The following is a 23,111-nucleotide window of genomic DNA, read 5'->3' as shown; positions in this document are numbered from 1 at the left end:
TGTGTCTCCTGTATTGTTGTCAATCAACGGTGATGTTGAGTTTGGTCAGAATGGGGGCCCAGCGCTGTACTTCACTGGCCAGCAATTCAGCTGCGCCTTCCGGCGTCTGGTTGCGTGGGTTGGGCACTTCGATACCGGAGCCGGACAGACGCTCGCGGGTAGCGGGCGCAGCCACGGAATTGCGCAACGCCTGACTCAGGCGCTCAACGACAAGCGCCGGTGTGCCCTGAGGCACCAGAAGCATGTTCCAGATGTCGTAGTGCAGGTCGGCGAATGCCGACTCGCCAGCGGCTGGCACGTCGGGCAGCGCTGCAATCCGCTGTGGCCTCAACACGGCGACACCGCGCACCATGTTGGACTTCACATAGCCGACCGAGGTCGTGCTGCTATCCACTAGATAGTCCAGATGGCCAGCGATCACATCATTGAGCGCCTGGCCGGCCCCGCGATAATTGACCGCAGTTATTTTCAGGCCCAGCCGCTCGTTTAACAGGACACCACCCAGAAACGAGCCTGAGCCCACGCCGGCTGCACCGAAATTCATCTCCTTGGCGTGATCGCGAGCGTGGGCCGCGAACTCATCCAGACCGGAAACCGGCAAATCTTTTCGTGCCGACAAGACTTGCGGCGCATCGCCGACAGAACCCAAGGCGATGAAGTCCTTGAGGATGTCGTACGGAAGCTTTTTATACAGCGTCGTGTTGGCCGCCAGCGTGCCTACGTTGCCAATGAGCAGCGTATATCCGTCACCGGCCATGCGTGCGGCGCGGGCATTGCCTACGGTGCCACCGGCCCCAGGCGTGTTCTCGACGATGATGGGCTGCCCCAGGTCCTTGGCCATTCCCTCGGCGATGACGCGTGCCAGCACATCCGTGGGACCGCCAGGCGCAAATGGAACGATCAGGACAATCGGCTTGGAGGGAAAGGCACCCCCACTAGCACAGGCTCGTCCCAAGGGGAAGGCGGCACCAGCGGTTGCGGCGGCCGCTCCCAACAGGAGGCGGCGTCGCGCATCGCATGTCTCACTCCGAATGAATTTTTCTTTTTTCATGATTCTTTTGCAGAACACCTCATGGATTGAAAACGACCAGCCGTTCTTCGGTCATCTCGCGAATCGCGTGAGCGGGACCTTCCTTGCCGAAGCCGCTGTCCTTGACTCCGCCAAAAGGCATCACGTCAGAACGGGCACTTGAGGTTTCATTGATCTGTACAGTCCCGAAACGCAAGGTCGAGGCCGCGCGCAAAGCACGATCGATGTCTTGAGTAAACACGCCGGCCGACAAGCCGAACGGGGTCGAGTTGGCATCGCGTATCGCTTCTTCGAAATCGTCGAAGGGCCGCAGGGCCAGCAATGGTGCGAACGCTTCCTGACACCAGACGCGGCCGCCGTCGGGGGCATGCGTCACGATCGCAGGTGTGATGACCGAGCGTTCGCGTTGCCCGCCGCACAGCAGTTGGGCGCCGCCTTGTTCTGCTTCGCGCAGCCAGCTTTCGGCACGAATCGCAGCTTGCTCGCTGATCAGTGGACCGACCTTGGTATCCGGGTCGCGCGGATCACCAGCCTTGAGCGTGGCAGCGAATGCCGCGAGACGCTGGCCGACTTCCTCGGCGATATCCCGCTGCACGTATAGCCGCTGCACAGAAGTGCAGACTTGACCGGCTTTGCGCAGTCCGGCATTGGCGATCTTTGGTATTGCGCGCTCCAGATCTGCGTCGGAGCAGACAATCGTGCTGGCGATGCTGCCCAGTTCCATCTGTGTACGTCGCAGGCCAGCCGCCTGTTGAATGATGCGCCCCACTCTCGTACTGCCCGTAAAGGTGTAGAAAGCGATGTCCTGTTCTTCGAGCAGCCATGTGCCGACAGTATCGCCCTCACCTTGCACCACCGCCAGAAACGCGGGCGGCATTCCTGCTTCCAGAAGCAGTTGTGCCAGCAACGCGCTGGTCAGCGGCGTAAAGGCCGAGGGCTTGAGCACGACCGAGTTGCCTGCTGCATACGCGGGCGCGACCTTGTGTAGCACCGTATTGAGCGGCGCGTTAAAGGGAGTAATGGCACAAACAACCCCAATGGGAAATCGCTGCGTGAAACCCATACGGCGATGTGCGCCAGGGCTGGCACCAAACGGGATGACGTCGCCTACCAAACGTAGAGCCTCGTCCGCGGAAAGACTCAACGTGACGATCGCACGATCGATTTCTCCATTGGCATCAACGATCGTGAAGCCGGCTTCGGCCACCATCACATCGACCAGGCGCGTCCGGTAGGACTCAATCAACCCGGCAGCACGGCGCAATACCAGGGCACGGTCGTGCGGCGGCGGCGGACCGCCGTCAACGGCGGCTCGAGTGACGCGCACAGCCTCGGCCACTTGGTCACGCGTTGCCGAGGTGACTTCGGCCACAGGACGGCCGCTGAATTTGTCCTCGACGGTAAAGCTTGGGCCGCCATCGAGCCATCGGCCATTGATCAGTTGCCCGGTCGGTGGCAGGCCATCGATGTGCAAGAGTGCTGCGCTCATTAGTTGATCCTAAAGTGAAACGTTATCTGGAATTTTTAGCGCTAAATAAGGGATATTTTTATCCTATATCGCAATTTAAATGAAATGATTCATTTTCGAATTATAGGTAGGTCAGCCTGTCATTCGTATCCAGTTTTCATGAAGAGGTGTTTAAAGCAGGTGAAGTCGCTTTACCGCTCAACATCGCCCGGAGCGCGGGGTGGTGGGATTTTCTGAGGGCCGTGAATACAATCCCCTCGGCTCGAGCTTATCTTCGCCAGCAACGACTAATACGCGATGATTTCCGAGGCCAGGCCCAGTAGAAGAGCAACTCGCGAGCGACCCAATCCTCAATTCTCAGGCCCGCTTCTGCGGGCGACGAGCGCGGCCGCCACCAGCAATGAAGTCACTACCGTGAAGATCAAGCTGGCAGCAGCCAGGCCCCACAGCACGGCCGCCAGGCCGATGCCTAATACCGGAATGGACGCGCCGACGAAACAAGCAAGATAGTAGGCGGACGAAATCGACGCGCGATGGCTGGACGGGCTGATTTGGCCGACAACGCGCAGGCTGCCGCCGAACCCCATGCCCGATGCCGCGGCCGTGAGCAGCGTAGCCAGGACCAGCAACCCGAGCGACGCCTCGCGCTGTGCCAGGTAGAACGTGCACAACGCCGGCACCAATAGCATCAGGCCGATGCGCATGCTGCGGTCGCAGGAAAAGTGACGCTCAGCCAGCAGCGCTCCCAGCCCCCCCATGAACAGCACGAACATGATGGCGCCGGTTGCCAAGCCACCTCCCGACGGCAGGATTCCCTGCACGATGCTGGGCAGTAAAGCCAGGTAATAACCAATGAAGGCGAACACGCAAAAGGCCGTCAAGGCGGGAGTGATGAAGTATCGGCGCAAACGCCGCGGTACCGCGATGCGCGGCCGCAGGTCCGGCCGGCCGGATGCCATCGGCCGGTCCGCCGGCACGCGACACAGCAATATCAGCACGCCAACCAGTGCGGCTAGATAGCAGCCCCATGCCAATTGCATGGGCGCGAACGCGTACTGATACAGCACGCCGCCCGCCAGCGGACCGATGGCAGATCCGGCGAAGTTCGCCCCCGCGGCCCGCACAGTAGCATGTTCGGTGTGGTGCTCGGCGTCGATATCTACCAGCCAGGCCGTGCCCGTGCTGGACGCCAGGCCTACAGCCACCCCGCTGACCAGTCGGGCAGCGAACAACCAGATCGTGCCAGCCGCGAAGATGAACAACAACGTAGACAGACAGGCGAGCAGCAATGCGGCCATCAGGATGGGTTTTCTGCCCAGGCTATCGGACAGGCGCCCCAAGAACAGCAGCGCCACCATATTGCCCAACACATAAATCGCGTAAATCTGCGTCAGCGTGAATTCGCTAAACCCGAAAGTTTGCTGGTACGGCAGATAAAAGGGCGTCGCGAGCGTGCTGCCCAGGAACGCGGCCCCGATGATCAGCATGGCGGTGGGGACGCTATGACGATGCCGATATTCTTGGTTGTTCATATAGATCAGCCCATCATAGGCGGGCAGGATGATCCGCTCAACACTCGACAGGTTTCTGCTCCTGAACGAATGTTTCGTCCGAACAGCCCCTGGACTTGGCGCAAGTTGGATGAAATCTTCCACCAAAAATGTAACAACGCCCCTTCCCCCCTTGAACCTCCCGCCATCATCCCTATAATTAGCACTCGCTGCCGGTGAGTGCTAACACTGCTTCCCGGCCTGAAACCCGATTTTTTCACCTTCTATATTTAGAAACAGGAGTTCCTCATGGCCCTGCGTCCCCTGCACGATCGCGTGATCGTCAAACGCCTGGACAACGAGCGCAAAACTGCCTCGGGCATCGTTATCCCTGATAGCGCCGCTGAAAAGCCGGATCAAGGCGAAGTCGTGGCCGTTGGCCCGGGCAAGAAGACCGAAGACGGCAAAGTGCTGCCGGTCGATCTGAAGGCTGGCGACAAGGTTCTGTTCGGCAAGTATGCCGGCCAGTCGGTGAAAGTCGACGGCGAAGAGCTGCTCGTCATCCGCGAGGAAGAAATCCTCGCCGTGATCCAGTAATTACCTGAACAAAATTTCGAAGGAAGCTCACAATGGCTGCCAAGCAAGTCCTGTTCGGCGATGACGCGCGCGTGCGCATCGTTCGTGGCGTGAATGTTCTCGCCAACGCTGTCAAAACCACCCTGGGCCCCAAGGGCCGTAACGTTGTGCTCGAGCGCTCGTTCGGCGCCCCGACCGTCACCAAAGACGGCGTGTCGGTTGCCAAGGAAATCGAACTGAAAGACAAGTTCGAAAACATCGGCGCTCAACTCGTTAAAGACGTTGCCTCGAAGACCTCGGACAACGCCGGCGACGGCACCACCACCGCCACCGTGCTGGCTCAAGCCATCGTTCAAGAAGGCCTGAAGTACGTTGCCGCTGGTTTCAACCCCATCGACCTCAAGCGCGGTATCGACAAGGCTGTGGCCGCTGCCGTGGCTGAACTGGCCAAGCAATCCAAGCCGGTCACCACCAGCAAGGAAATCGCTCAAGTTGGCTCGATCTCGGCCAACAGCGACTCGTCGATCGGCCAGATCATCGCTGACGCGATGGACAAGGTCGGCAAAGAAGGCGTCATCACCGTCGAAGACGGCAAGTCGCTGGAAAACGAGCTGGACGTGGTCGAAGGTATGCAATTCGATCGCGGCTACCTGTCGCCCTACTTCATCAACAACCCCGAGAAGCAAGTTGCCGCTCTGGACGATCCGTACGTTCTGATTTTCGACAAGAAGATCAGCAACATCCGTGATCTGCTGCCCGTGCTGGAACAAGTTGCCAAGTCGAGCCGTCCTCTGCTGATCATCGCCGAAGACGTCGAAGGCGAAGCCCTGGCTACCCTGGTTGTGAACAACATCCGCGGCATCCTGAAGACCACCGCTGTCAAGGCGCCTGGCTTCGGCGATCGTCGTAAAGCCATGCTGGAAGACCTGGCCATCCTGACCGGTGGCGTGGTGATCTCCGAAGAAACCGGCATGTCGCTGGAAAAGGCTACCCTGGAAGACCTGGGCCAAGCCAAGCGCATCGAAGTTGCCAAGGAAAACACGACGGTTATCGACGGCGCTGGCGACAGCAAGTCCATCGAAGCCCGCGTCAAGCAAATCCGCGTGCAAATCGAAGAAGCGACCTCGGACTACGACCGTGAAAAACTGCAAGAGCGCGTGGCCAAGCTGGCCGGCGGTGTTGCTGTGATCCGCGTCGGTGCTGCTACCGAAGTCGAAATGAAAGAAAAGAAAGCCCGCGTCGAAGATGCCCTGCACGCTACCCGCGCTGCTGTGGAAGAAGGCGTGGTTGCTGGCGGCGGCGTAGCTCTGCTGCGTGCCAAGCAAGCCATCGCTGGCCTGCAAGGCGATACGCCTGACCAGAACGCTGGTATCAAGCTGATCCTGCGTGCAGTCGAAGAACCCCTGCGCACCATCGTTACCAACGCCGGCGAAGAAGCCAGCGTGGTGGTGGACAAGGTTCTGAGCGGCAAAGGCAACTACGGCTACAACGCCGCTACCGGCGAGTACACCGACCTGGTCGAGCAAGGCGTGTTGGATCCCACCAAGGTGACCCGCACCGCACTGCAAAACGCCGCTTCGGTGGCCAGCCTGCTGTTGACGGCTGAAGCCGCTGTGGTCGAACTGGCTGAAGACAAGCCCGCTGCTCCCGCAATGCCTGGTGGCATGGGCGGCATGGGTGGCATGGACTTCTAAGTCCACGCCATTGTCGCGAAATATCCCCGGCATGCCGGGGATATGCCGAATCAACACCCTCGGGGTTTATGCTCCGGGGGTGTTTTTTATTTGACGGCGACTGCTCGATGTGCAAGCCGCTTTCTGTTATCCCCCATTGCCGGCGCTCTCCGTACTATCTATGCAGTCGGAATCGTACCGCCATCAATCACGTATTCCGTGCCCGTGATCGTTGCAGCGAATGGCGATGCCAGGAATGCGATGAGATTGGCCACCTCAACGGGCGTAGACGGTCGTCCCAATGGTATGCCTCCAAGTGACTTCATGATGATCTGCTTGCCACCCTCATAGTCCGTTCCGGCCTGCAAGGCGAGCCGCTCTGCCAGCGCAACCGACGCCTCGGTTTCAATCCATCCTGGGGCCACCCGGACGACACGAACTCCCTGCGGTGATACTTCTTTAGACAGACTTTTGCTGTACGTCGACAGGGCAGCCTTCGCTGCTGCATAGGCTGTAGTCGATTCGGGTAATGGCAGTTGACGCTGGATCGAGGTGACATGGATGATGACGCCGGTGCCTTGTGCCAGCATCCCAGGCAACAATGCACGATCCAGGCGAACGGCAGGCAGTAAATTGAGGTTCAGCTCGCGCTGCCACTCGTCTTCTCCCAACGATGCGAAGCCTCCTCCGGGTGCCGTTGAACCGCCCAGGACATGGACGATGATGTCCACGCTACCAAAGTTGGCAATGACTGCATTTGCCACGGCGTTGCAGCCGTCGATCGTCGTCAGGTCGGCAGCAACGAAGATGTCTGCTGAGTCATCGGCTGGCCGCTTGCGTGCCGTTGTGAGCACTCTTGCGCCGAGCTCATGAAACAAATCAACGGTAGCTTTCCCAACTCCTTTAGTGCCCGCAGTCACGAGAACACGTTTATTTTGCAGGTCCAAGCGCATGAGCGTCAGCCTATTTTCAGCGACTGGATCTTGTCGCCCGCCAGATCAAACAAATGATCCAGCCGTATCGGGCTGCCCGGAAAGTTGCCAACCACATTGGCAATGACAGACAGATGATTATTACCGTTTCGGGTCACGCTGACAGGTTCAACGGTGTATTCATATTTTTTCTGTGCATCAAGCGTCCAGCGTTCAATGGCAACCGGCCCCTGGTATGTCTGGCCTTCGTCAACAACGACAGCATCTTGCGTGAAGCAATCGCCGATCTGGGCAATGTCCGAGCCGTTGCTGATCTCGAAATAGGTGGAAATAGAGCTTGGTAGTGAAAGGGACATAATCGCGTTCTCGCTAGTGTTTGCCGTACAGGTATTTTCACCATAGACTACCTATCTATCAAGAACGCACTAAAAAGTAAGTTACTGAGTTATGAGAAAGACATACACACCGGCGACCGCAGCAGTGGGGGTAGAGGAAGTCCTCCGATTGCTTGAGGGCCGATGGAAACTCATCATTCTTTTCCACCTATTCGATGGAAAAGTGCAGCGCTACTCGGACTTCGAAAAGCTGATCCCAGGTATTTCCCAGAAGATGCTGGCTCAACAACTGCGGCAATTAGAAGCCGATGGCATTGTTTCCAGAAAGCTCTACCCTCAAGTGCCGCCCAAGGTCGAGTACCGGCTCACCGAGTGGGGACAGGCCTTGTGCCCAGCCTTGGATGAGATGCTGAAATGGGCGGAGCAACGCGATGCTTTTTTATCGAAGGATGCCGTAGATGGGAGAAATTTACGAGAGGCGGGGCAGCGTTAAATCGAACTTCGTCATCGTTTCGTCCGAGGTAACGGACACGGTACCGTCGTGTATTTGTGCGATGGATTTTACGATTGCCAACCCCAGCCCTGCCCCGGCAGAGTTCCGTTGACGTGCGGGATCAACCCGAAAAAAGCGGTCAAACAATTTGGGCAGATATTGCTCGGGAATTTTCTGGCCGGGATTTTCCACCTTGATTCGCGTCGACCGCTCGTCCTGCGTCAAGCTGACTGTGACTGACGAACCACGCGGCGTATAGCGGATGGCATTGGACAAGAGATTACTCAGCGCACGCAAGATCATTTCCTTGTCTGCACGCACCGGCTGGGCCTCACCCTCTAATCGAAGAACGATGCCCGCATCCTCTGCGAGCGCTTCGAAGTAGTCGAACAAGCCGCGAATCAGCTCAGCAAGGTCTATATTCGATCTATGCAAATTCCTTGGGTCATTTTCCGTTTGGGCCAGAAACAGCATGTCGCCGATCATGCGGCCCATGCGATCAAACTCCTCAAGATTCGAGTAGAGGATTTCCCGGTATTCAGCAGCCGAGCGAGCTTGGCTCAGCGCTACCTCCGTCTGAGTCACCAGATTCGTGACAGGTGTTCTCAACTCATGCGCAATATCGCCAGAGAAATGCGATAGCTTGGAAAAACTGTCTTCGAGGCGGCCGATCATATCGTTGAACGATGTAGCCAACTCAGCCAGTTCCATGGGAACATCAGCGGGATGCAGCCTGACGTCGAGCTGTGAAGAACGAATGGCTTGAATTTCTCTAGTGATCTTGCGGATCGGACGATGCCCCCACTGGACCGCTAACCAGGCGACGACGATCGAAATGAGGAGCACGATGGCCGTTGCCCAGCGTTGCATCTGCTTGAATGAATCCAGGAAATGCACATGGAAATCAATGTCCATCGCCACGACGACCCGAGGCGCGGACGCACCGAGGTCCGCTACATCAGTCCAGAACGCCCCACCCCGATACGATTTACCACCCTCGTCCCACACTGACACGCTATCAGGATCGAAGCGGGATGACTTGCTCGGCGGGGAGATTGCAGAAAGATCAGGCCCGGGAGTGGCATAGACCGTTCGCCCTGCATTGTCGAACACGCCATAGAACACACCATGATGTCCCACGGCAATTGCACCCAGCCGTTGCACTAGCGAGGCGTCATCATCGTTCCCTGCTTGCAAGGTGTTGACGACCGCTGTTGCCACGGCGTCCAGTTCCCCCGCATCTTGCTCGGAAAAATGCATATGCAGCGCGCGCAAGACGACCCAGTTGAATGAGAGAAATACCAATGTGGTCGCGATGCCTACCAGCAACGTTACGCGCAATGCCAGTGAAGCAGGCCGCCGCCCTGTGGCTGGTTTACTTCTCATCGGGAGCGTCCAGCATGTACCCCATTCCCCGTACGGTATGAATGAGTTTGGGCTCGAACGCATCATCTATTTTTGCGCGCAGCCGGCGTATGGCAACATCGATCACATTGGTATCGCTATCGAAATTCATGTCCCATATCTGGGATGTGATTAAAGAGCGTGGCAGGACTTCGCCCTTTCGCCTTGCCAGCAGCTCAAGCAAGGAGAACTCTTTGTTCGTCAGATTGATCCGCACGCCTTGGCGGCTTGCGCGCCGTCCGAGCAGATCAAGCACCAGGTCTGCCACTTCGAGGCGATCGGGATGGGCCGAGGCACTGCCACGCCGCAGCAGCGTGCGAACCCGGGCCAGCAGTTCTGAAAACGCAAAAGGCTTCACCAGGTAGTCATCGGCTCCTAATTCCAGCCCTTTGACGCGGTCGTCCACACTGCCGCGCGCGGTCAGGAACAAGACAGGCACGCGCGCACCCGCATTTCGCAACGACTGAACGATACGCCAGCCGTCCACATCCGGGAGCATGACATCCAGCACGACCAGATCATAGGTCTCGTTCATCACCATGTGCTGACCATCCAGCCCATTGCGTGCCAAGTCCACCACAAACCCCGCCTCGGTGAGGCCCTGCCTGACATAGTCCGCGGTCTTGTTTTCGTCTTCGACGACCAGCAACTTCATCGCTTACCCCTTGTGGTATTCCGGTGACGACGGCTGTCATACATGAGGTTGCGACGTTCGACAGACCACCATCGTGCAATTTACCTACCACCACCTGCCATCAACATTACCGGAACATTACATGAATGTAATGCGCGGGTCATTTAACGGAAAGTGGCGGATTCGTATTCTGCCCATAGCACGTCAAAACAAGCGATTCCATGCCCGCAGGAATCTGTACCGACGCTTTTATTGATCCTCTGAGGAAATCTTTCTATGCCACGCCGATCACCGTTGATCCTGCCTGCCTTTGGGCTGAGCCGCCGGCGCTTTGTGCAGGGGTTGGCAGCGGGTGGCGTATTAACCAGTCTGTCCATTCCGGCAATGCAAGCGATGGCCCAGGGAGCGAGGGCCAGTCATGGCGCACCGCCGATTCTACGCGGCAACGAATTCGACTTGGTGGTCGCCGAAACGCCGGTGAACTTCACCGGCAAGCCAGGTGCCGCGACGACTATCAACGGCTCGCTGCCGGCTCCTACGCTGCGCTGGCACGAGGGTGAGACGGTCACGATCCGTGTGACCAACAAGCTGCGCGAGCCGACCTCGATCCATTGGCACGGAATCATTCTGCCCTACCAGATGGATGGCGTTCCCGGAATCAGTTTTGCGGGTATTCCCCCGGGATCCACATTCACCTATCGGTTCAAAGTTCAACAAAGCGGGTCCTACTGGTACCACTCGCACTCGGGCATGCAGGAACTGACCGGCATGTACGGAGCCATCATCATCGATCCTGCTGGCGCCGAGACCATCAAGGCAGACCGGGATCATGTGCTGGTCTTCACCGACTGGATCGATGAAGATCCGATGCGAGTATTCAGCAAGCTCAAGTCACAGGGCGACTACTACAACTATCACCAACCCACGGTGCTCGATTTCTTTCGCGATGCAGCGCAGGAGGGCTTCGGCGCGGCATTCGACAAGCGCAAGATGTGGAACGAGATGCGCATGAGCCCGACCGACCTGGCCGATCTCTCTGCGCAGACCCTGACTTACCTGGCCAACGGCGTCACGCCTGCTGGTAACTGGACGGCGCTTTTTCGTCCCGGTGAACGCGTGCGATTACGTATGGTCAACGGCGGCGGCAACACCTTCTATGACGTGCGCATTCCCGGCTTGAAGCTGCGGGTCGTGCAGGTCGATGGCGTGGATGTCGAACCTGTGACCGTAGACGAGTTCCGTTTTGGTCCGGGAGAAACGATCGACGTGATCGTCGAACCTCGTGATGATGCATATACGATCTTTGCCCAATCGATGGACCGTTCAGGGTTCGCACGCGCAACGCTGGCCGTGCGCGAAGGATTGCAGGCAGCCGTACCTGCAGTCGATACGGCTGAGTGGCTGAGCATGGCGGACATGATGGGGTCAATGAATCACGGAGCCATGGGACATGGATCGATGAACCATGGTTCGATGACCGGCATGGCTGATACGACCGAAATGACGGGCATGACTGGAATGACAGGCATGACCGGCATGAGTCACGGCGCGATGACGGGGATGAATCATGCCGCCATGGCGATGGATCACAGTCAGCACACCGCTGCAGTGGGAGGCCTGACTGCGCCGTCAACGACGGCGCGCCACGCCCGCACCGAATACGGACCGAGCACGGATATGCGCGTGGATATGGCCCGCACCAATCTTGACGACCCCGGTATAGGGCTGCGCAACAACGGACGACGGGTATTGACGCTTGCCGATTTGCACACCCCTTCTGGCCCCATGGATGCGCGTGGACCGGGCCGGGAAGTCGAGCTGCATCTGACGGGCAATATGGAGCGTTACACCTGGTCCTTCGATGGATTGGAATTCAGCAAATCCACGCCGATCCATTTCCGCCATAACGAGCGTCTGCGGGTGATCTTGCATAACGACACCATGATGACTCATCCGATGCACCTGCATGGTATGTGGAGCGAATTGGAAAGTCCGGACGGAAAGTTCCTGGCACGCCGCCACACCCTGCCCGTGCAACCCGCGCAGCGTGTGAGCTTCCTGGTAACGGCCGATGCACTTGGCCGTTGGGCGTGGCACTGCCATCTGATGTTCCACATGGATGCGGGGATGTTCCGCGAAGTCGTGGTGTCTTGAGCCAGTGCAGAAAAAGGAAACGTTGATGTCGAAACTAGCACCTATCAGAGCACTGGCCATGGCTGTTGCGTCTCTGACAAGCATTGCGGTACAGGCGGCAGACCCGCACGCAGGCCACGACGCCGACCAGAATGCAACAGCATCCGAGCCGTCAATGGATCACGGCGACATGAAAATGCAGGGTGGCTCGGCGCCACCGAATGCACGCGATCCGAATGCGTACTCCAACGGTTTAAAGCTGGGCGAAGGCGACTATGCCGTGCCTGGTGTTCCGAAGCTCATGCTCCACGGAGAGCACCGTTTCATGTCGCTGCGCGCCGATACCTTTGAACGCCGCTTTGCCCGCAAGGGCGCCGACAGCACGGCCTATTCTCTGCAGGGCTGGTATGGCACGACTTACGACCGGCTGGTGATGAAGGCAGAAGGCGACTGGGCCGAGGGAAAGCTGCAAGAGTCTCGGACCGAACTGCTATGGGGCCACGCGATTTCTGCGTACTGGGACAGCCAGCTGGGTGTGCGCCTGGACGCCGGCGAAGGCCCTAATCGGGAGTGGCTGGCATTTGGCGTACAGGGGCTGGCTCCCTATTGGTTCGAAGTCGATGCCACTGCCTACGTCGGTAGCGGCGGCCGCACCGCCCTGCGTCTTGAGGCGAGCTATGAAATGCTCCTCACCCAACGGCTGATTCTGGAACCCAAGGTCGAGGTCCAGCTCTTTGGTAAAGACGACCCCGCTCGCCAAATCGGTAGCGGCTTGTCCGAAGGCTCTGTTGGGTTGCGCCTGCGCTACGAACTGCATCGGCAGTTTGCGCCGTACATAGGGATAGAACAGGCCGCGACTTTTCGAAAGACCGCCGACTACGTACGCGCCGAGGGTGAACGAACGACACAGACTCGTTTCGTGGCAGGCGTGCGCTTCTGGTTTTAACGTTAACCCCAATGCAACTGGAGCTTCCATGTACCTTTCACGTTTTGCAGCAAAGTTCGCGATTGCAGCCGCGAGCACACTATTTGCTACCGCTGCGATTGCGCAGCCCGATCTGTTGTCTTCTACGCCGGAAGACCAATCAGAAGGCCCGGCGCCGGCCACTGTTGAGTTGAAGTTCTCCGAAGCCCTGACGACACAGTCCTCCGCCGCAAGCTTGACGATGACGAGCATGCCAGGCATGGCGAACCATGGCGAGATGAAGATGAGAATCAGCGTGGCTGGCGCAGACGACGGCAAGACGATGGTCATCACCCCCGCCAATACGTTGAGTGCAGGCACGTATCGAGTGGACTGGCGTGCGGTCTCGTCGGATGCCCGCCCTGCCGTCGGAAAAATTACTTTTCAAGTGAAGTGATCGATCCGAGGGTTTGTAACATCACGGGAACGCCCTCTACAATGCAGAGACTCTGACTGCATTTCGCCGCACGCCATGCCCATCCCTGCCCGTCTGCTGAAAATACTGCGCCCCTCGGAGATCTATGGATTGCTTGTCGAATCGGGCAAGCAGTGGTCCAAACACCGCGCATCGAGCAAGGGCGCTGCGCTATCACTGTATATGGTGTTTTCGCTGGCGCCGATGTTGATTCTGGTCATTGCGGTGGCGGGCGTGTTTTTTGGCGAAGAAGCAGTACGCTCGGAGCTCTTTGGCCAAGTACATGACATTATTGGGGCACGCGGGGCCGAGGTAGTGCAAACCGTACTGGCCAGCGCCCACGAGTCGGGGGGAGGCTGGATCGCAGCCCTGCTGTCCATTGCGATTCTCGTATTCAGCGCGACAACTGCGTTTGCGGAATTGCAGGCCAGCCTGGACGAACTGTGGGACGCGACCAAGAACCGCAAATCAGGTCTGCAGGGCATGCTACGCAGCAGGATGGTGTCGTTTGGGCTGGTGCTGGTGCTGGCGATGTTTTTGCTGCTGTCGCTGATGATGAACGCGGCGCTGGGTGGGGCCAAAGCATATTACGGGGATCTGTGGACGAACTCGGTTTTCGCCACGGTGGCCGAATGGATGTCGAATCTGTTCTCTTTTGCAGTAGTGACGGCACTGTTTGCAGTGGTGTACAAGCTGCTGCCCAGCATCAACATCCCCTGGCGCGATGTCATCCCGGGTGCGATAGTGACCGCAGCCCTGTTCCTGATCGGTAAATGGGGCATAGGCCTTTATCTGGGTCGTGGCGGCGCAGTATCTGCGTATGGTGCCGCGGGCTCGATGATCGCACTGCTGTTGTGGATTTATTATTCCGCGCAGATTTTCTTTTTTGGGGCGGTATTCACGCGCCAGTTTGCGGAGCGATTCGGCGACAGGCATGCCGAGGAAGTGATAGCCGGAACCTCAGGCGACGAGCCTGACACGGTGTAGTCGATAGTCACGCCGTATCAATGGCTGCGGGTAGCTGCAGATCCAACCGTTCGCTCCATTGCGTAAATTCTCGCCATAGCCCGAGTTCGATAGGGATGCCATCATGCAGACGCTGTGTTTGGGCTGACTGCTCCGGGTCGCCAGGCATGCGTGGCTGGCCGGGTTGCGCCGCCAGTTCTTGCGCCATTTGAGCGACCACAGTGCCCAGCATAGGGCCGCCTGCGAAACGTGCAGGGTCTATCACGATAAAGAACGCCCCTAATCGGCGGGCCACGTCCAACTGTTCGTACATCGGCGAGATATGCGGGCCGAATGGATTGCCATTCAATGGCCCACACAGCAGTTCGATCATCAGGGCGAGACCATAGCCCTTGTAGCCTTGTTGCGGTCCGCCCAACGGACGTAACGCACGGGCTAATTGCGGATCGGTGGCCTCGTTCCCGTCTACATCAAAGGCCACACCCGGCGGGAGTTCATGGCCCTCGCGACGGGCATTCATCACGCGGTTCCAGGGAATAGCGGTCGAGGCCATGTCCAGACATACCGGGGCAGCGTCGTGGCGAGGTACCGCCACGGAAATGGGATTGGTGCCTAAGAACGGCGCATAGCCGCCAAAGGGCGCTGCGATGGAATCGGAGTGCGTAAACGCAAGACCGATCAGGCCAGCCTCGGCCGCGACACGGCTATAGAGACCGACTGCGCCGCAATGAGACGAGTCGCTGACGCCTACAGCAGCGATGCCGGTCTCTCGTGCCAGGTCCATGGCGAATGCATTGGCGCGATGCGCGACGACGATACCCAAGCCTTGACCGCCATGCACCTGTGCCGTAGCGGGGCCGCTCTGCACGACACGGATGTCCGGGCGCGGCAGGATGGAGCCATGTGCAAGACGATTCAGATAATGCGGCAAACGCGCGATACCGTGAGAATCGATACCCCATAGGCTGGTCTGGACCAGGCTATCTGCCACGCAAGCCGCGTCGGTCTCGGAAACGTCCATGGCCAGCAAACAATCTCGCCCCCATTCCCGCAGCGTGGCAGCGTCGCAATGACGCAATAACGTTGATGTGTCGTCCGTAGTCATATCCACGCTCATCCCATCAGAAAAGACGCACCGCAGCGCGCACGCCCTGCTGTCTCAACACCATCGCATGGCGCGCGACCTCGACACTGAGTTCCTCGCATCCCGCAAGATCGCCGAATACCGGCGCATAGCCGATCAATGCACGCGCACGCTGAATATCGGTGTCACTGCCCTGCCCCGCAGATGCGAGGCGGGCCTGCAATTCCTCTGCCAAAGGATCCTGTATCGGATAGGCATTTCCCTGCTCGTCGTAACCCCGCAGATATTGCATCCAAGCCGCCAATGCCAACGCCAATCGCTGATAACCGGCCCCTGCACGCATACGGTCGCGCACTGTACCCAGCAAACGCTGCGGCAGTTTTTGGGAGCCATCCATGGCGATCTGCTGTGTGCGATGTGGTAACGCAGCGTTGGAAAAGCGAGTCAAAAGACGCTCGCGTAACGCCACGAGATCGACGCCAGGCACGGATTGCAATGTAGGGGTGATTTCCTCTCTGATCAGGGCATCGAGATAGTCATGCAAGGCAGGGTCGGCCATCGCCTGGCTGACCGTGTCCAACCCTGCGGATACCGCCAGATAGGCCAGCGCGGAATGCGGGCCATTGACCATGCGCAACTTCAGATGCTCGAATGGCGCGGCGTGTTCGACAAAGCGTGCGCCACCGGGTTGGTCCCACGCAGGGCGGCCGTTGACGAAGCGGTCCTCGATGATCCATTCAAGAAACGGTTCTCCGACCACAGGCCAGGCGTCGTCCATCCCCAACCGTGTCGCGATACGTTGACGGTCGGCATCGGTCGTGCGCGGCACAATGCGATCCACCATGGAATTGGGAAAGGTGCAATGCGCGGCGATCCATTCCGCCAGACCAGGATCGCGCAACCCCGCAAATTCCAGCACCAAACCGCGTAACGTATCGCCGTTAGAAGGCAGGTTATCGCATGAGAGCAAGGTAACCGGCGGCAAACCGGCATCACAACGGCGCGCAAGACCATGCACCAGCATGCCGATGGCGCTGCGCGGCGCGTCGCTGTCAGCCAAGTCGTGAGCGATATCGGGATCGTCGCGACGCAAACGTCCCGTGGCAGGCTCCTGACAATAGCCCTTTTCCGTCACAGTCAGGCTGACGATACGGGTATCGGGATGCGCAATCTGTGCCAGCACAGCGCCGGAATCCTCGGCTGCTACCAATACGCGCAGAACCGAACCCACTACGGATAACGTTTCGCGCGATGCGCCGTCGGCATCCGTGTCGAGCAGTGATAGCGTGTACAAGCCGTCTTGCGGTGCCAGCGCGTCGCGCGTATCGGGACTGCGCAACGATACGCCGATAATTCCCCAGCGCAGATCACCGCTGGCCCCAAGCGCCAGGTCAGTGACGGGCGCCTGGTGGGCACGGTGAAACGCACCAATGCCCAGGTGGACAATACCTGGCCGCAACTGTGCGCGGTCGTAACCCGGGCGCTCGACGTCAGCGGGCAAGTGAGCCAAGCTACTGGCTCCCAGCCGCTGAGCCTCAGAATGGGAAGGCCCCATCACCAGTTCCACAACGTACCGTCGTGCGCCTGACGATTCACTGGCAGATAGGCACGCTGATACGGATATTTCGCCGCAAGCTTTTCATCGATATCCACGCCATGCCCCGGGGTATCGCCCGGATACATCATGCCGTCGGCAAAGGAATACGCATGAGGAAACACCGCATCAGTCTCGTCGGTGTGACGCATGTATTCCTGGATCCCGAAATTAGGCACCCATAGATCAAAATGCAGGGCAGCGCCCATGCACACGGGCGACAAGTCTGTCGCGCCATGGCATCCTGTGCGCACCTGATATAGCGATGCGAGATCAGCGATCCGGCGCAGATGCGTGATGCCTCCTGCGTGGACCACGGTGGTGCGGATATAGTCGATCAATTGATTCTGGATGAGGTCTTTGCAGTCCCATACAGTGTTGAATATCTCGCCTACCGCCAATGGCGTCACGGTGTGCTGGCGGATCAACCGGAACGCTTCCTGATTCTCGGCAGGGGTGGCGTCCTCCATCCAGAACAGCCGGTACGGTTCCAGCGACTTGCCCAAGCGTCCTGCCTCGATAGGTGTCAGGCGATGATGGACATCATGCAGCAGATGAGTATCCCAGCCCACGGCATCACGCACGCGAGCGAACAGTTTAGGGGCATGGTCCAGATATTTTTCGGTAGACCAGTCGTGCTCGGATGGCAGGTCTGCATCGGCAGGCTCGTAAAACATACGGCCACGGCCCACGCCGTAGACCGCGTTCAGGCCCGGCACGCCGCTTTGCGCGCGAATGGCGCGGTAGCCCATGTCGCGATAACGCAATACTTCGTCGACCGTTTCGTCGATATCGCGGCCATTGGCGTGGCCGTAGACCATGACGCCAGTACGGCTCTTGCCGCCCAGCAGTTGATAGAGCGGCATGCCGGCGGCCTTGGCTTTGATATCCCATAACGCGGTATCGACTGCGGCGACGGCCGACATGGTCACCGGTCCGCGCCGCCAGTAGGCGCCGCGATACAGGAACTGCCAGATGTCTTCGATCTGATGAGCATCGCGACCAATCAAGCAAGGAATGACGTGATCGGTCAGGTAACTCGCTACCGCTAATTCGCGGCCATTCAGCGTCGCGTCGCCGATGCCGGTGAGGCCCTCGTCGGTTTCTATTTTCAGGGTAACGAAGTTGCGTCCGGGACTGCACACGATGACACGTGCGTTGCTGATCTTCATCCGAAGCTCCGAGAAATGGGAATCCGCGCGCGTCACGGCGCGGCACAATCAAATCGACCGGGATCGCTACATCACTGCGCCTAATTGCCAGGGCACGAACTCATTCTGCCCATAACCGTGGATCTCGCTCTTGCTGCGCCGGCCCGAAGCCGTGTCGAGCATCAATTGAAAAATCCGTTCGCCCATGGCTTGCACATCGCTATCGCCATCGACGACTTCACCACAGTTGATGTCGATGTCATCTTCCTGACGCCGCCACAATTCGGTATTGGTCGAGAGCTTTAATGATGGTGACGGTGCACAGCCATAGGCCGAGCCGCGTCCTGTCGTGAAGCAGATCAGATTCGCACCACCTGCGACTTGCCCAGTCGCCGACACGGGGTCGTAGCCCGGCGTATCCATAAACACCAGCCCCCGTGCCGTGACGGGCTGCGCGTATTCATAGACATCCACCAAATTGGTCGTGCCACTCTTGGCAATAGCGCCCAGAGATTTCTCCAGGATAGTCGTCAAGCCGCCGGCCTTATTCCCCGCCGATGGGTTGTTATCCATCTCGGCATCATTGCGAGAACAGTAGTCTTCCCACCAGCGCAGTCGTGCGAGCAGTTTGTCGGCCACGGCGGAAGACACGGCCCGGCGCGTCAGCAGGTGTTCGCCCCCATAGATTTCCGGCGTCTCGGACAGGATAGCGCCGCCACCGTGGCGCACCAGCAGGTCCACCGCCGCTCCGAGCGCCGGGTTTGCGCTGATCCCCGAATAGCCATCTGACCCGCCGCATTGCAGACCTACGGTCAGATGACTGGCTGACACAGGCTGACGTTGCACGCGATTCGTTTCCTCCAGCATCTGTTCGATCAACTCGATGCCTCGCGCTACCGTACGTCGAGTGCCTCCGGTGCCTTGGATGCTGAAGGTATGTAGCCGCCCGCTCTCCCGCAGGTGTTCCTGTTCCATCAGGCCTTCGATTTGATTGGTTTCGCAGCCGAGGCCCACCACCATCAACGCACCGAAATTGGCGTGACGCGCATAACCTCCCAAGGTACGGCGCAATACCCGCAAGGGCTCTCCATCGCTGCCTGTGGCACAACCCGCACCATGCGTCAACGCTACGACGCCATCGACATTAGGATAGGCAGACAAGGCCTCGGGATGAATGTCGCGCCGAAAATGATCAGCGATGGCGCGGGCCACCGTGGCAGAGCAATTCACCGACGTCAGCACGCCGATGTAATTGCGCGTGGCCACACGTCCGTCGGCGCGCACGATGCCGTCAAACGTGGCCGACTGCGCCACGTAATCCGTCGCATGAGCATCCTGTCCCACGGCATAGTCGCGCTCGAAATCGGAGAACGCCAGGTTATGCGTATGCACATGCTGGCCCGGCGCGATGTCTTGCCGCGCGATGCCGATGACCTGGTTATAGCGGCGCACGGGCTGCCCCGCAGCAATTGCGCGCACTGCGACCTTATGCCCGGGCGGAATCAACCCGGCCACGGTGACGCCCTCGGTAGGCAACACCGTGCCGCCTACCAATTGACGGCGCGCAATCACGACGTTATCGGCCGCATGAATACGAATAATTGGAATATCGCCGGCCCGCGCGCCGGCCTGTTCTGCGTGACTCACTTACCACCTCCGACCAGATCGGGTAACCACATGCTGACACTGGGAATATAAGTAATGACAATCAGGGCGATGAACAGCGGCACGAGCCATGGCAAGATCGCCATCGTGGTGCGCTCGACGGATAGTTTTGAGACCCGCGCCAGGACAAATAGCACCATCCCCAGTGGCGGATGCAACAGACCTATCATCAGGTTCAGCGTCATCACCAACCCAAAGTGAATCGGATCGATGCCCAGCTTCAACACCAGAGGCAGCAGGATCGGCACCAGAATGGTGATCGCCGCAATGGTATCGATGAAGCAGCCCACCACCAGGATCAGCAGGTTTGCCAACAGCAGGAATACCCATTTGTTATGGGTCACCGCCAGAATTGCGTCGGTCAATGTCTGTGCGGCCTGGGTCGTGGTCAACAGCCAGGCAAACACCGATGCCGCCGTCACGATGAACAGCACCGATGCCGTGGTCTCAATGGTGTCGAAGGTAGCCTTGGCCAGGGTACGCAAGGTCATTGAGCGATAACGTACCAAGCCCAGGAACAAGGCCCAGATCACAGCCGCAACGGCCGCCTCAGTGGGCGTGAACCACCCCATCGTCATGCCGCCGATCAGAATCACCGGCGCCATCAGCGCCATCACTGCGGAAAAATCGAAATACCAGTCAACAGTCAACAACGCGGCAAAGGCTATTAACGTGGCAGTATTGGCAGAAACGCCGAATTGAGTCATCAGCCAGATACTGAACGGGAATGCCAACACCACGACGACCTCTAGGGACGCACCAGCGAGTCGTCTCCAGTCAAAGGGCACGTCACCGCCCCAGTTGTTCTTGCGCGCGAAGTAAGCTACGGTGAACATCATCAGCAGCGTCAACACCACGCCGGGAACCACGCCTGCCAGAAACAAGGAACCAATAGACACATTGGCCATCATGCCGTAGATCACGAACGGCAACGAAGGCGGCAAGATCGGACCCAGCGTCGCCGAAGCGGCGGTGACACCCACAGCAAACTCGGTATCGTAGCCATGATCTTTCATGGCTTTGATTTCGATAGTACCCAGCCCGGCGGCGTCGGCAATTGCAGTACCCGACATTCCGGCAAACACCACCGAACCTACGATGTTCACTTGCCCCAATCCACCACGCATCCATCCTACCAACGCCACGGCAAAGTTATAAATGCGGCCCGTAATCCCGGCGATATTCATCAGATTGCCAGCCAGGATAAAAAACGGCACTGCCAGCAACGGAAACGACTCGACGCCAGCAATCATGCGCTGCGCGATCACCACGTCAGGCACGCTGCCAGACCACAACAGAAACAATAAGGACGCACCGGCCATAGACACCGCTACCGGCACACCAAAGATCATCAACAACAGAAAGGTTCCGATCAGAATTCCCATACTGGCTCCTTGCGCGTCAGGTCAGTCCAGACTTTGATAAGCGGCGGGGTTATCCAGTGACGAATATCCCTGACGCCAGTTCTGCACGCTGACTTGTATGGAGCGCACAAACATCATCACGAAACCGGCCTCTGCCAGCCAGTACACGTAGCTCTTGTTCCACATGATCGTGGTCATGGGTTCTACGCCCACCAGCTCGATGTAGCGATACACCAGCCACACGGCGTAGCCGAAAAATGCCGTGCGTACGATATCGATCACCGTCGACAAAACCCGCGCCACTGCTCTAGGCAAGTAGCGATAGAGAAAATCGACCTGGATATGGCGGCAGGCGCGTACGCACATGGCCGACCCGATAAACACCACGCCGATCAGTGCATAGACAGCGAGCTCTTCGGTCCACGCAAATGAATCGTTCATTACATAGCGTGTAAAGAACTGCAGAAAGACCAGGCCCCCCATGATCCAGAACAGCACCAGGCAAAGCCAGTCCTCGAACGCGTAATGCGAGAGATCGACCTTTTGGCTCTGGTCGGCTTCTTCGAAACTGTGGACAATCGATTCGACGGACGATTCGTGCTGCCCCGTCGCGACACGTTCGCCATCGTTGCGATATTGAGCCATGACGCTCGGGCCGGCTCCAGTATTGACGTGCATGCTTTCCCTCTGCTGGTTATGTACCGTGGTGTGTACCAACCGGGGCCGCGCGCGGCCCCGTCAGTGGGCGATTACTTGACTGCCTGGATCGCCTCCCAATCCGCCTTTTCGTAACCGTATTGCTCAAACGGCACTTTCTTGAGCACGGTGTCACGATAGGCAGCGGTATCGACCTCGGTCACAGTCAACCCTTTTTTGCGGAACACATCGACCAGTTCTTTTTCACGGGCGATGACTTCGAGTGATGCCTTGGCGGCCGCCTCTTGCGCGACCTCGGCAAAAATCTTGCGGTCTTCTTCGGACAGGCTCTTCCACAGCTTTCCGGAAATCACCGTATTCAAGTGATCAACGATATGGCCGGTCAGGATGATGTTCTTTTGCACCTCGAAAAATTTCTTGGCTTCGATGGTGGTCAACGGGTTTTCCTGGGCCTCTACCGTGCCGTTCTGCAACGCCAGATAGACCTCGGCAAAGGCGATGGGCGAGGTATTCACCCCACACGCGCGCGGCATGGCCAAATAGGCCGGCACATCAGGCACGCGCATTTTCAGTCCCTTCATTTCCTCGCAAGTGGAGAAAGGACGATTCGAGGTGGAATGCCGCGTGCCGTAATACGTGGTCGCCACAATGTGGTTGCGGCTTTTTTCTTCGTAGCCCTTGGTCAGCGTCTTGTAGATGTCGCTCTTGGTGTAGGCCAGCAAGTGCTCGGGGCTGCGGAAAGTATAGGGGTAATAGGTCACCCCGATACGCGGAAAACTCTTGGCGGCAAAGCTGGAGCCGGAGATGATCATATCAACCGTGCCCAGTGTCAGGCCCTGATTGATGTCGTTTTCCTTGCCCAGTTGCGAGGCCGGATACACATCGATGTGATAGCGGCCATTAGTGCGTTTTTCGATTTCCTTGGCCGCCCATACCGAACTGGTGTGGAACGGCTCGGAGGTCTCATACACATGCGCCCATTTCAGCGTGGTCTGGGCCCATGCGCTACCCGATGCAGCCAGGGCGGCTGCGGCTAGCAATACTTTGAGAGCGTTACCTTGCGTCATTCTTGTCTCCTCTCTT

21 protein-coding genes are annotated in these 23,111 nt (G+C 58.4%); 7 read left to right on the top strand and 14 right to left on the bottom strand.

Features of this window, described 5'->3' with window-relative positions:
• Nucleotides 1-19 precede the first annotated feature (19 nt).
• The 3 genes from ACYVIT_RS03215 to ACYVIT_RS03205 form a co-directional block, all read right to left on the bottom strand.
• Nucleotides 20-1,051: a Bug family tripartite tricarboxylate transporter substrate binding protein gene (locus ACYVIT_RS03215; RefSeq protein WP_415805423.1), complete on the bottom strand. Its 1,032-nt coding sequence runs from the start codon at nucleotides 1,049-1,051 to the stop codon at nucleotides 20-22.
• A 19-nt stretch (nucleotides 1,052-1,070) separates the two neighbouring features.
• Complete coding sequence (locus tag ACYVIT_RS03210; protein WP_415805424.1) at nucleotides 1,071-2,519, bottom strand: aldehyde dehydrogenase family protein; 1,449 nt, start codon at nucleotides 2,517-2,519, stop codon at nucleotides 1,071-1,073.
• Nucleotides 2,520-2,848: 329 nt separating this feature from the next.
• Complete coding sequence (locus ACYVIT_RS03205) at nucleotides 2,849-4,030, bottom strand: MFS transporter (protein ID WP_415805425.1); 1,182 nt, start codon at nucleotides 4,028-4,030, stop codon at nucleotides 2,849-2,851.
• A 267-nt stretch (nucleotides 4,031-4,297) separates the two neighbouring features.
• Here ACYVIT_RS03205 and groES point away from each other — a divergent pair, with 267 nt between their 5' ends.
• On the top strand, nucleotides 4,298-4,585 hold the full coding sequence (groES, locus tag ACYVIT_RS03200) for a co-chaperone GroES (RefSeq protein WP_012250823.1): 288 nt from the start codon (nucleotides 4,298-4,300) through the stop codon (nucleotides 4,583-4,585).
• A gap of 32 nt (nucleotides 4,586-4,617) precedes the next feature.
• The gene (groL, locus tag ACYVIT_RS03195; RefSeq protein ID WP_415805426.1) at nucleotides 4,618-6,258 is read left to right on the top strand and encodes a chaperonin GroEL; all 1,641 of its coding nucleotides are present in this window, start codon (nucleotides 4,618-4,620) and stop codon (nucleotides 6,256-6,258) included.
• Nucleotides 6,259-6,416: 158 nt separating this feature from the next.
• Here the strand turns inward: groL and ACYVIT_RS03190 are convergent, their stop codons facing one another.
• Together ACYVIT_RS03190 and ACYVIT_RS03185 are read right to left on the bottom strand one after the other, a co-directional pair.
• A complete protein-coding gene (locus ACYVIT_RS03190) occupies nucleotides 6,417-7,190 on the bottom strand; it encodes an SDR family oxidoreductase (RefSeq protein ID WP_415805427.1) in 774 nt (257 codons plus the stop codon).
• 5 nt (nucleotides 7,191-7,195) lie between these two features.
• Nucleotides 7,196-7,525 (bottom strand): nuclear transport factor 2 family protein, encoded by a 330-nt coding sequence (locus tag ACYVIT_RS03185; protein ID WP_415805428.1) that lies wholly within the window; start codon nucleotides 7,523-7,525, stop codon nucleotides 7,196-7,198.
• Between the two features lie 91 nt (nucleotides 7,526-7,616).
• Here ACYVIT_RS03185 and ACYVIT_RS03180 point away from each other — a divergent pair, with 91 nt between their 5' ends.
• A complete protein-coding gene (locus ACYVIT_RS03180; protein ID WP_415805429.1) occupies nucleotides 7,617-7,997 on the top strand; it encodes a winged helix-turn-helix transcriptional regulator in 381 nt (126 codons plus the stop codon).
• Here ACYVIT_RS03180 and ACYVIT_RS03175 read toward each other — a convergent pair.
• Both ACYVIT_RS03175 and ACYVIT_RS03170 read right to left on the bottom strand, forming a co-directional pair.
• Nucleotides 7,974-9,383, bottom strand: a complete 1,410-nt coding sequence (locus ACYVIT_RS03175) for a Cu(+)/Ag(+) sensor histidine kinase (protein ID WP_415805430.1) — start codon at nucleotides 9,381-9,383, stop codon at nucleotides 7,974-7,976. The genes ACYVIT_RS03180 and ACYVIT_RS03175 overlap by 24 nt on opposite strands.
• A complete protein-coding gene (locus ACYVIT_RS03170) occupies nucleotides 9,373-10,056 on the bottom strand; it encodes a heavy metal response regulator transcription factor (protein ID WP_415805431.1) in 684 nt (227 codons plus the stop codon). The genes ACYVIT_RS03175 and ACYVIT_RS03170 overlap by 11 nt, the downstream gene beginning before the upstream one ends.
• A 255-nt stretch (nucleotides 10,057-10,311) precedes the next feature.
• On the opposite strand from ACYVIT_RS03170, the gene ACYVIT_RS03165 reads away from it, so the two are divergent.
• The 4 genes from ACYVIT_RS03165 to ACYVIT_RS03150 all read left to right on the top strand — a co-directional run bounded on the left by ACYVIT_RS03165 (nucleotide 10,312) and on the right by ACYVIT_RS03150 (nucleotide 14,534).
• Entirely contained in the window at nucleotides 10,312-12,189 is a 1,878-nt protein-coding gene (locus tag ACYVIT_RS03165) for a copper resistance system multicopper oxidase (RefSeq protein ID WP_415805432.1), read from the top strand.
• Nucleotides 12,190-12,214: 25 nt separating this feature from the next.
• Nucleotides 12,215-13,114, top strand: a complete 900-nt coding sequence (locus tag ACYVIT_RS03160) for a copper resistance protein B (protein ID WP_415805433.1) — start codon at nucleotides 12,215-12,217, stop codon at nucleotides 13,112-13,114.
• Between the two features lie 28 nt (nucleotides 13,115-13,142).
• Nucleotides 13,143-13,529, top strand: a complete 387-nt coding sequence (gene copC / locus ACYVIT_RS03155; RefSeq protein ID WP_415805434.1) for a copper homeostasis periplasmic binding protein CopC — start codon at nucleotides 13,143-13,145, stop codon at nucleotides 13,527-13,529.
• A gap of 75 nt (nucleotides 13,530-13,604) precedes the next feature.
• Nucleotides 13,605-14,534 carry a YihY/virulence factor BrkB family protein gene (locus tag ACYVIT_RS03150; protein WP_415805435.1) on the top strand — a complete coding sequence of 310 codons (930 nt, stop codon included), beginning with the start codon at nucleotides 13,605-13,607 and terminating at the stop codon, nucleotides 14,532-14,534.
• A 7-nt stretch (nucleotides 14,535-14,541) separates the two neighbouring features.
• On the opposite strand, the gene ACYVIT_RS03145 is transcribed toward ACYVIT_RS03150, so the two are convergent.
• The 7 genes from ACYVIT_RS03145 to ACYVIT_RS03115 form a co-directional block, all read right to left on the bottom strand.
• On the bottom strand, nucleotides 14,542-15,618 hold the full coding sequence (locus ACYVIT_RS03145) for an Ldh family oxidoreductase (RefSeq protein ID WP_415805436.1): 1,077 nt from the start codon (nucleotides 15,616-15,618) through the stop codon (nucleotides 14,542-14,544).
• Between the two features lie 16 nt (nucleotides 15,619-15,634).
• On the bottom strand, nucleotides 15,635-17,152 hold the full coding sequence (locus ACYVIT_RS03140; RefSeq protein ID WP_415805437.1) for a mannitol dehydrogenase family protein: 1,518 nt from the start codon (nucleotides 17,150-17,152) through the stop codon (nucleotides 15,635-15,637).
• On the bottom strand, nucleotides 17,152-18,363 hold the full coding sequence (gene manD, locus ACYVIT_RS03135; protein ID WP_415805438.1) for a D-mannonate dehydratase ManD: 1,212 nt from the start codon (nucleotides 18,361-18,363) through the stop codon (nucleotides 17,152-17,154). Before manD ends, ACYVIT_RS03140 begins: the two co-directional genes overlap by 1 nt.
• Before the next feature lie 66 nt (nucleotides 18,364-18,429).
• Nucleotides 18,430-19,950, bottom strand: a complete 1,521-nt coding sequence (locus ACYVIT_RS03130; RefSeq protein ID WP_415805623.1) for a UxaA family hydrolase — start codon at nucleotides 19,948-19,950, stop codon at nucleotides 18,430-18,432.
• 35 nt (nucleotides 19,951-19,985) lie between these two features.
• Nucleotides 19,986-21,392, bottom strand: a complete 1,407-nt coding sequence (locus tag ACYVIT_RS03125; protein WP_415805439.1) for a TRAP transporter large permease — start codon at nucleotides 21,390-21,392, stop codon at nucleotides 19,986-19,988.
• Between the two features lie 21 nt (nucleotides 21,393-21,413).
• Complete coding sequence (locus tag ACYVIT_RS03120; protein ID WP_415805440.1) at nucleotides 21,414-22,049, bottom strand: TRAP transporter small permease; 636 nt, start codon at nucleotides 22,047-22,049, stop codon at nucleotides 21,414-21,416.
• Nucleotides 22,050-22,120: 71 nt separating this feature from the next.
• The gene (locus ACYVIT_RS03115) at nucleotides 22,121-23,095 is read right to left on the bottom strand and encodes a sialic acid TRAP transporter substrate-binding protein SiaP (protein ID WP_415805441.1); all 975 of its coding nucleotides are present in this window, start codon (nucleotides 23,093-23,095) and stop codon (nucleotides 22,121-22,123) included.
• Nucleotides 23,096-23,111: the final 16 nt, after the last annotated feature.

The organism is Bordetella muralis (assembly GCF_054781015.1).
Note: the sequence above shows the minus strand (reverse complement) of the source record. Positions and strands in the feature narration are given on the sequence as shown.

Coding starts and splice junctions, on each gene's coding strand:
- ACYVIT_RS03160 (WP_415805433.1), top strand. CDS start 12,215: ATGTCGAAACTAGCACCTATCAGAGCACTGGCCATGGCTGTTGCGTCT.
- ACYVIT_RS03205 (WP_415805425.1), bottom strand. CDS start 4,030: ATGAACAACCAAGAATATCGGCATCGTCATAGCGTCCCCACCGCCATG.
- ACYVIT_RS03215 (WP_415805423.1), bottom strand. CDS start 1,051: ATGAAAAAAGAAAAATTCATTCGGAGTGAGACATGCGATGCGCGACGC.
- ACYVIT_RS03145 (WP_415805436.1), bottom strand. CDS start 15,618: ATGACTACGGACGACACATCAACGTTATTGCGTCATTGCGACGCTGCC.
- groL (WP_415805426.1), top strand. CDS start 4,618: ATGGCTGCCAAGCAAGTCCTGTTCGGCGATGACGCGCGCGTGCGCATC.
- ACYVIT_RS03140 (WP_415805437.1), bottom strand. CDS start 17,152: ATGGGGCCTTCCCATTCTGAGGCTCAGCGGCTGGGAGCCAGTAGCTTG.
- ACYVIT_RS03180 (WP_415805429.1), top strand. CDS start 7,617: ATGAGAAAGACATACACACCGGCGACCGCAGCAGTGGGGGTAGAGGAA.
- ACYVIT_RS03150 (WP_415805435.1), top strand. CDS start 13,605: ATGCCCATCCCTGCCCGTCTGCTGAAAATACTGCGCCCCTCGGAGATC.
- groES (WP_012250823.1), top strand. CDS start 4,298: ATGGCCCTGCGTCCCCTGCACGATCGCGTGATCGTCAAACGCCTGGAC.
- ACYVIT_RS03175 (WP_415805430.1), bottom strand. CDS start 9,383: ATGAGAAGTAAACCAGCCACAGGGCGGCGGCCTGCTTCACTGGCATTG.
- ACYVIT_RS03210 (WP_415805424.1), bottom strand. CDS start 2,519: ATGAGCGCAGCACTCTTGCACATCGATGGCCTGCCACCGACCGGGCAA.
- ACYVIT_RS03120 (WP_415805440.1), bottom strand. CDS start 22,049: ATGCACGTCAATACTGGAGCCGGCCCGAGCGTCATGGCTCAATATCGC.
- ACYVIT_RS03185 (WP_415805428.1), bottom strand. CDS start 7,525: ATGTCCCTTTCACTACCAAGCTCTATTTCCACCTATTTCGAGATCAGC.
- copC (WP_415805434.1), top strand. CDS start 13,143: ATGTACCTTTCACGTTTTGCAGCAAAGTTCGCGATTGCAGCCGCGAGC.
- ACYVIT_RS03170 (WP_415805431.1), bottom strand. CDS start 10,056: ATGAAGTTGCTGGTCGTCGAAGACGAAAACAAGACCGCGGACTATGTC.
- ACYVIT_RS03115 (WP_415805441.1), bottom strand. CDS start 23,095: ATGACGCAAGGTAACGCTCTCAAAGTATTGCTAGCCGCAGCCGCCCTG.
- ACYVIT_RS03165 (WP_415805432.1), top strand. CDS start 10,312: ATGCCACGCCGATCACCGTTGATCCTGCCTGCCTTTGGGCTGAGCCGC.
- ACYVIT_RS03125 (WP_415805439.1), bottom strand. CDS start 21,392: ATGGGAATTCTGATCGGAACCTTTCTGTTGTTGATGATCTTTGGTGTG.
- manD (WP_415805438.1), bottom strand. CDS start 18,363: ATGAAGATCAGCAACGCACGTGTCATCGTGTGCAGTCCCGGACGCAAC.
- ACYVIT_RS03190 (WP_415805427.1), bottom strand. CDS start 7,190: ATGCGCTTGGACCTGCAAAATAAACGTGTTCTCGTGACTGCGGGCACT.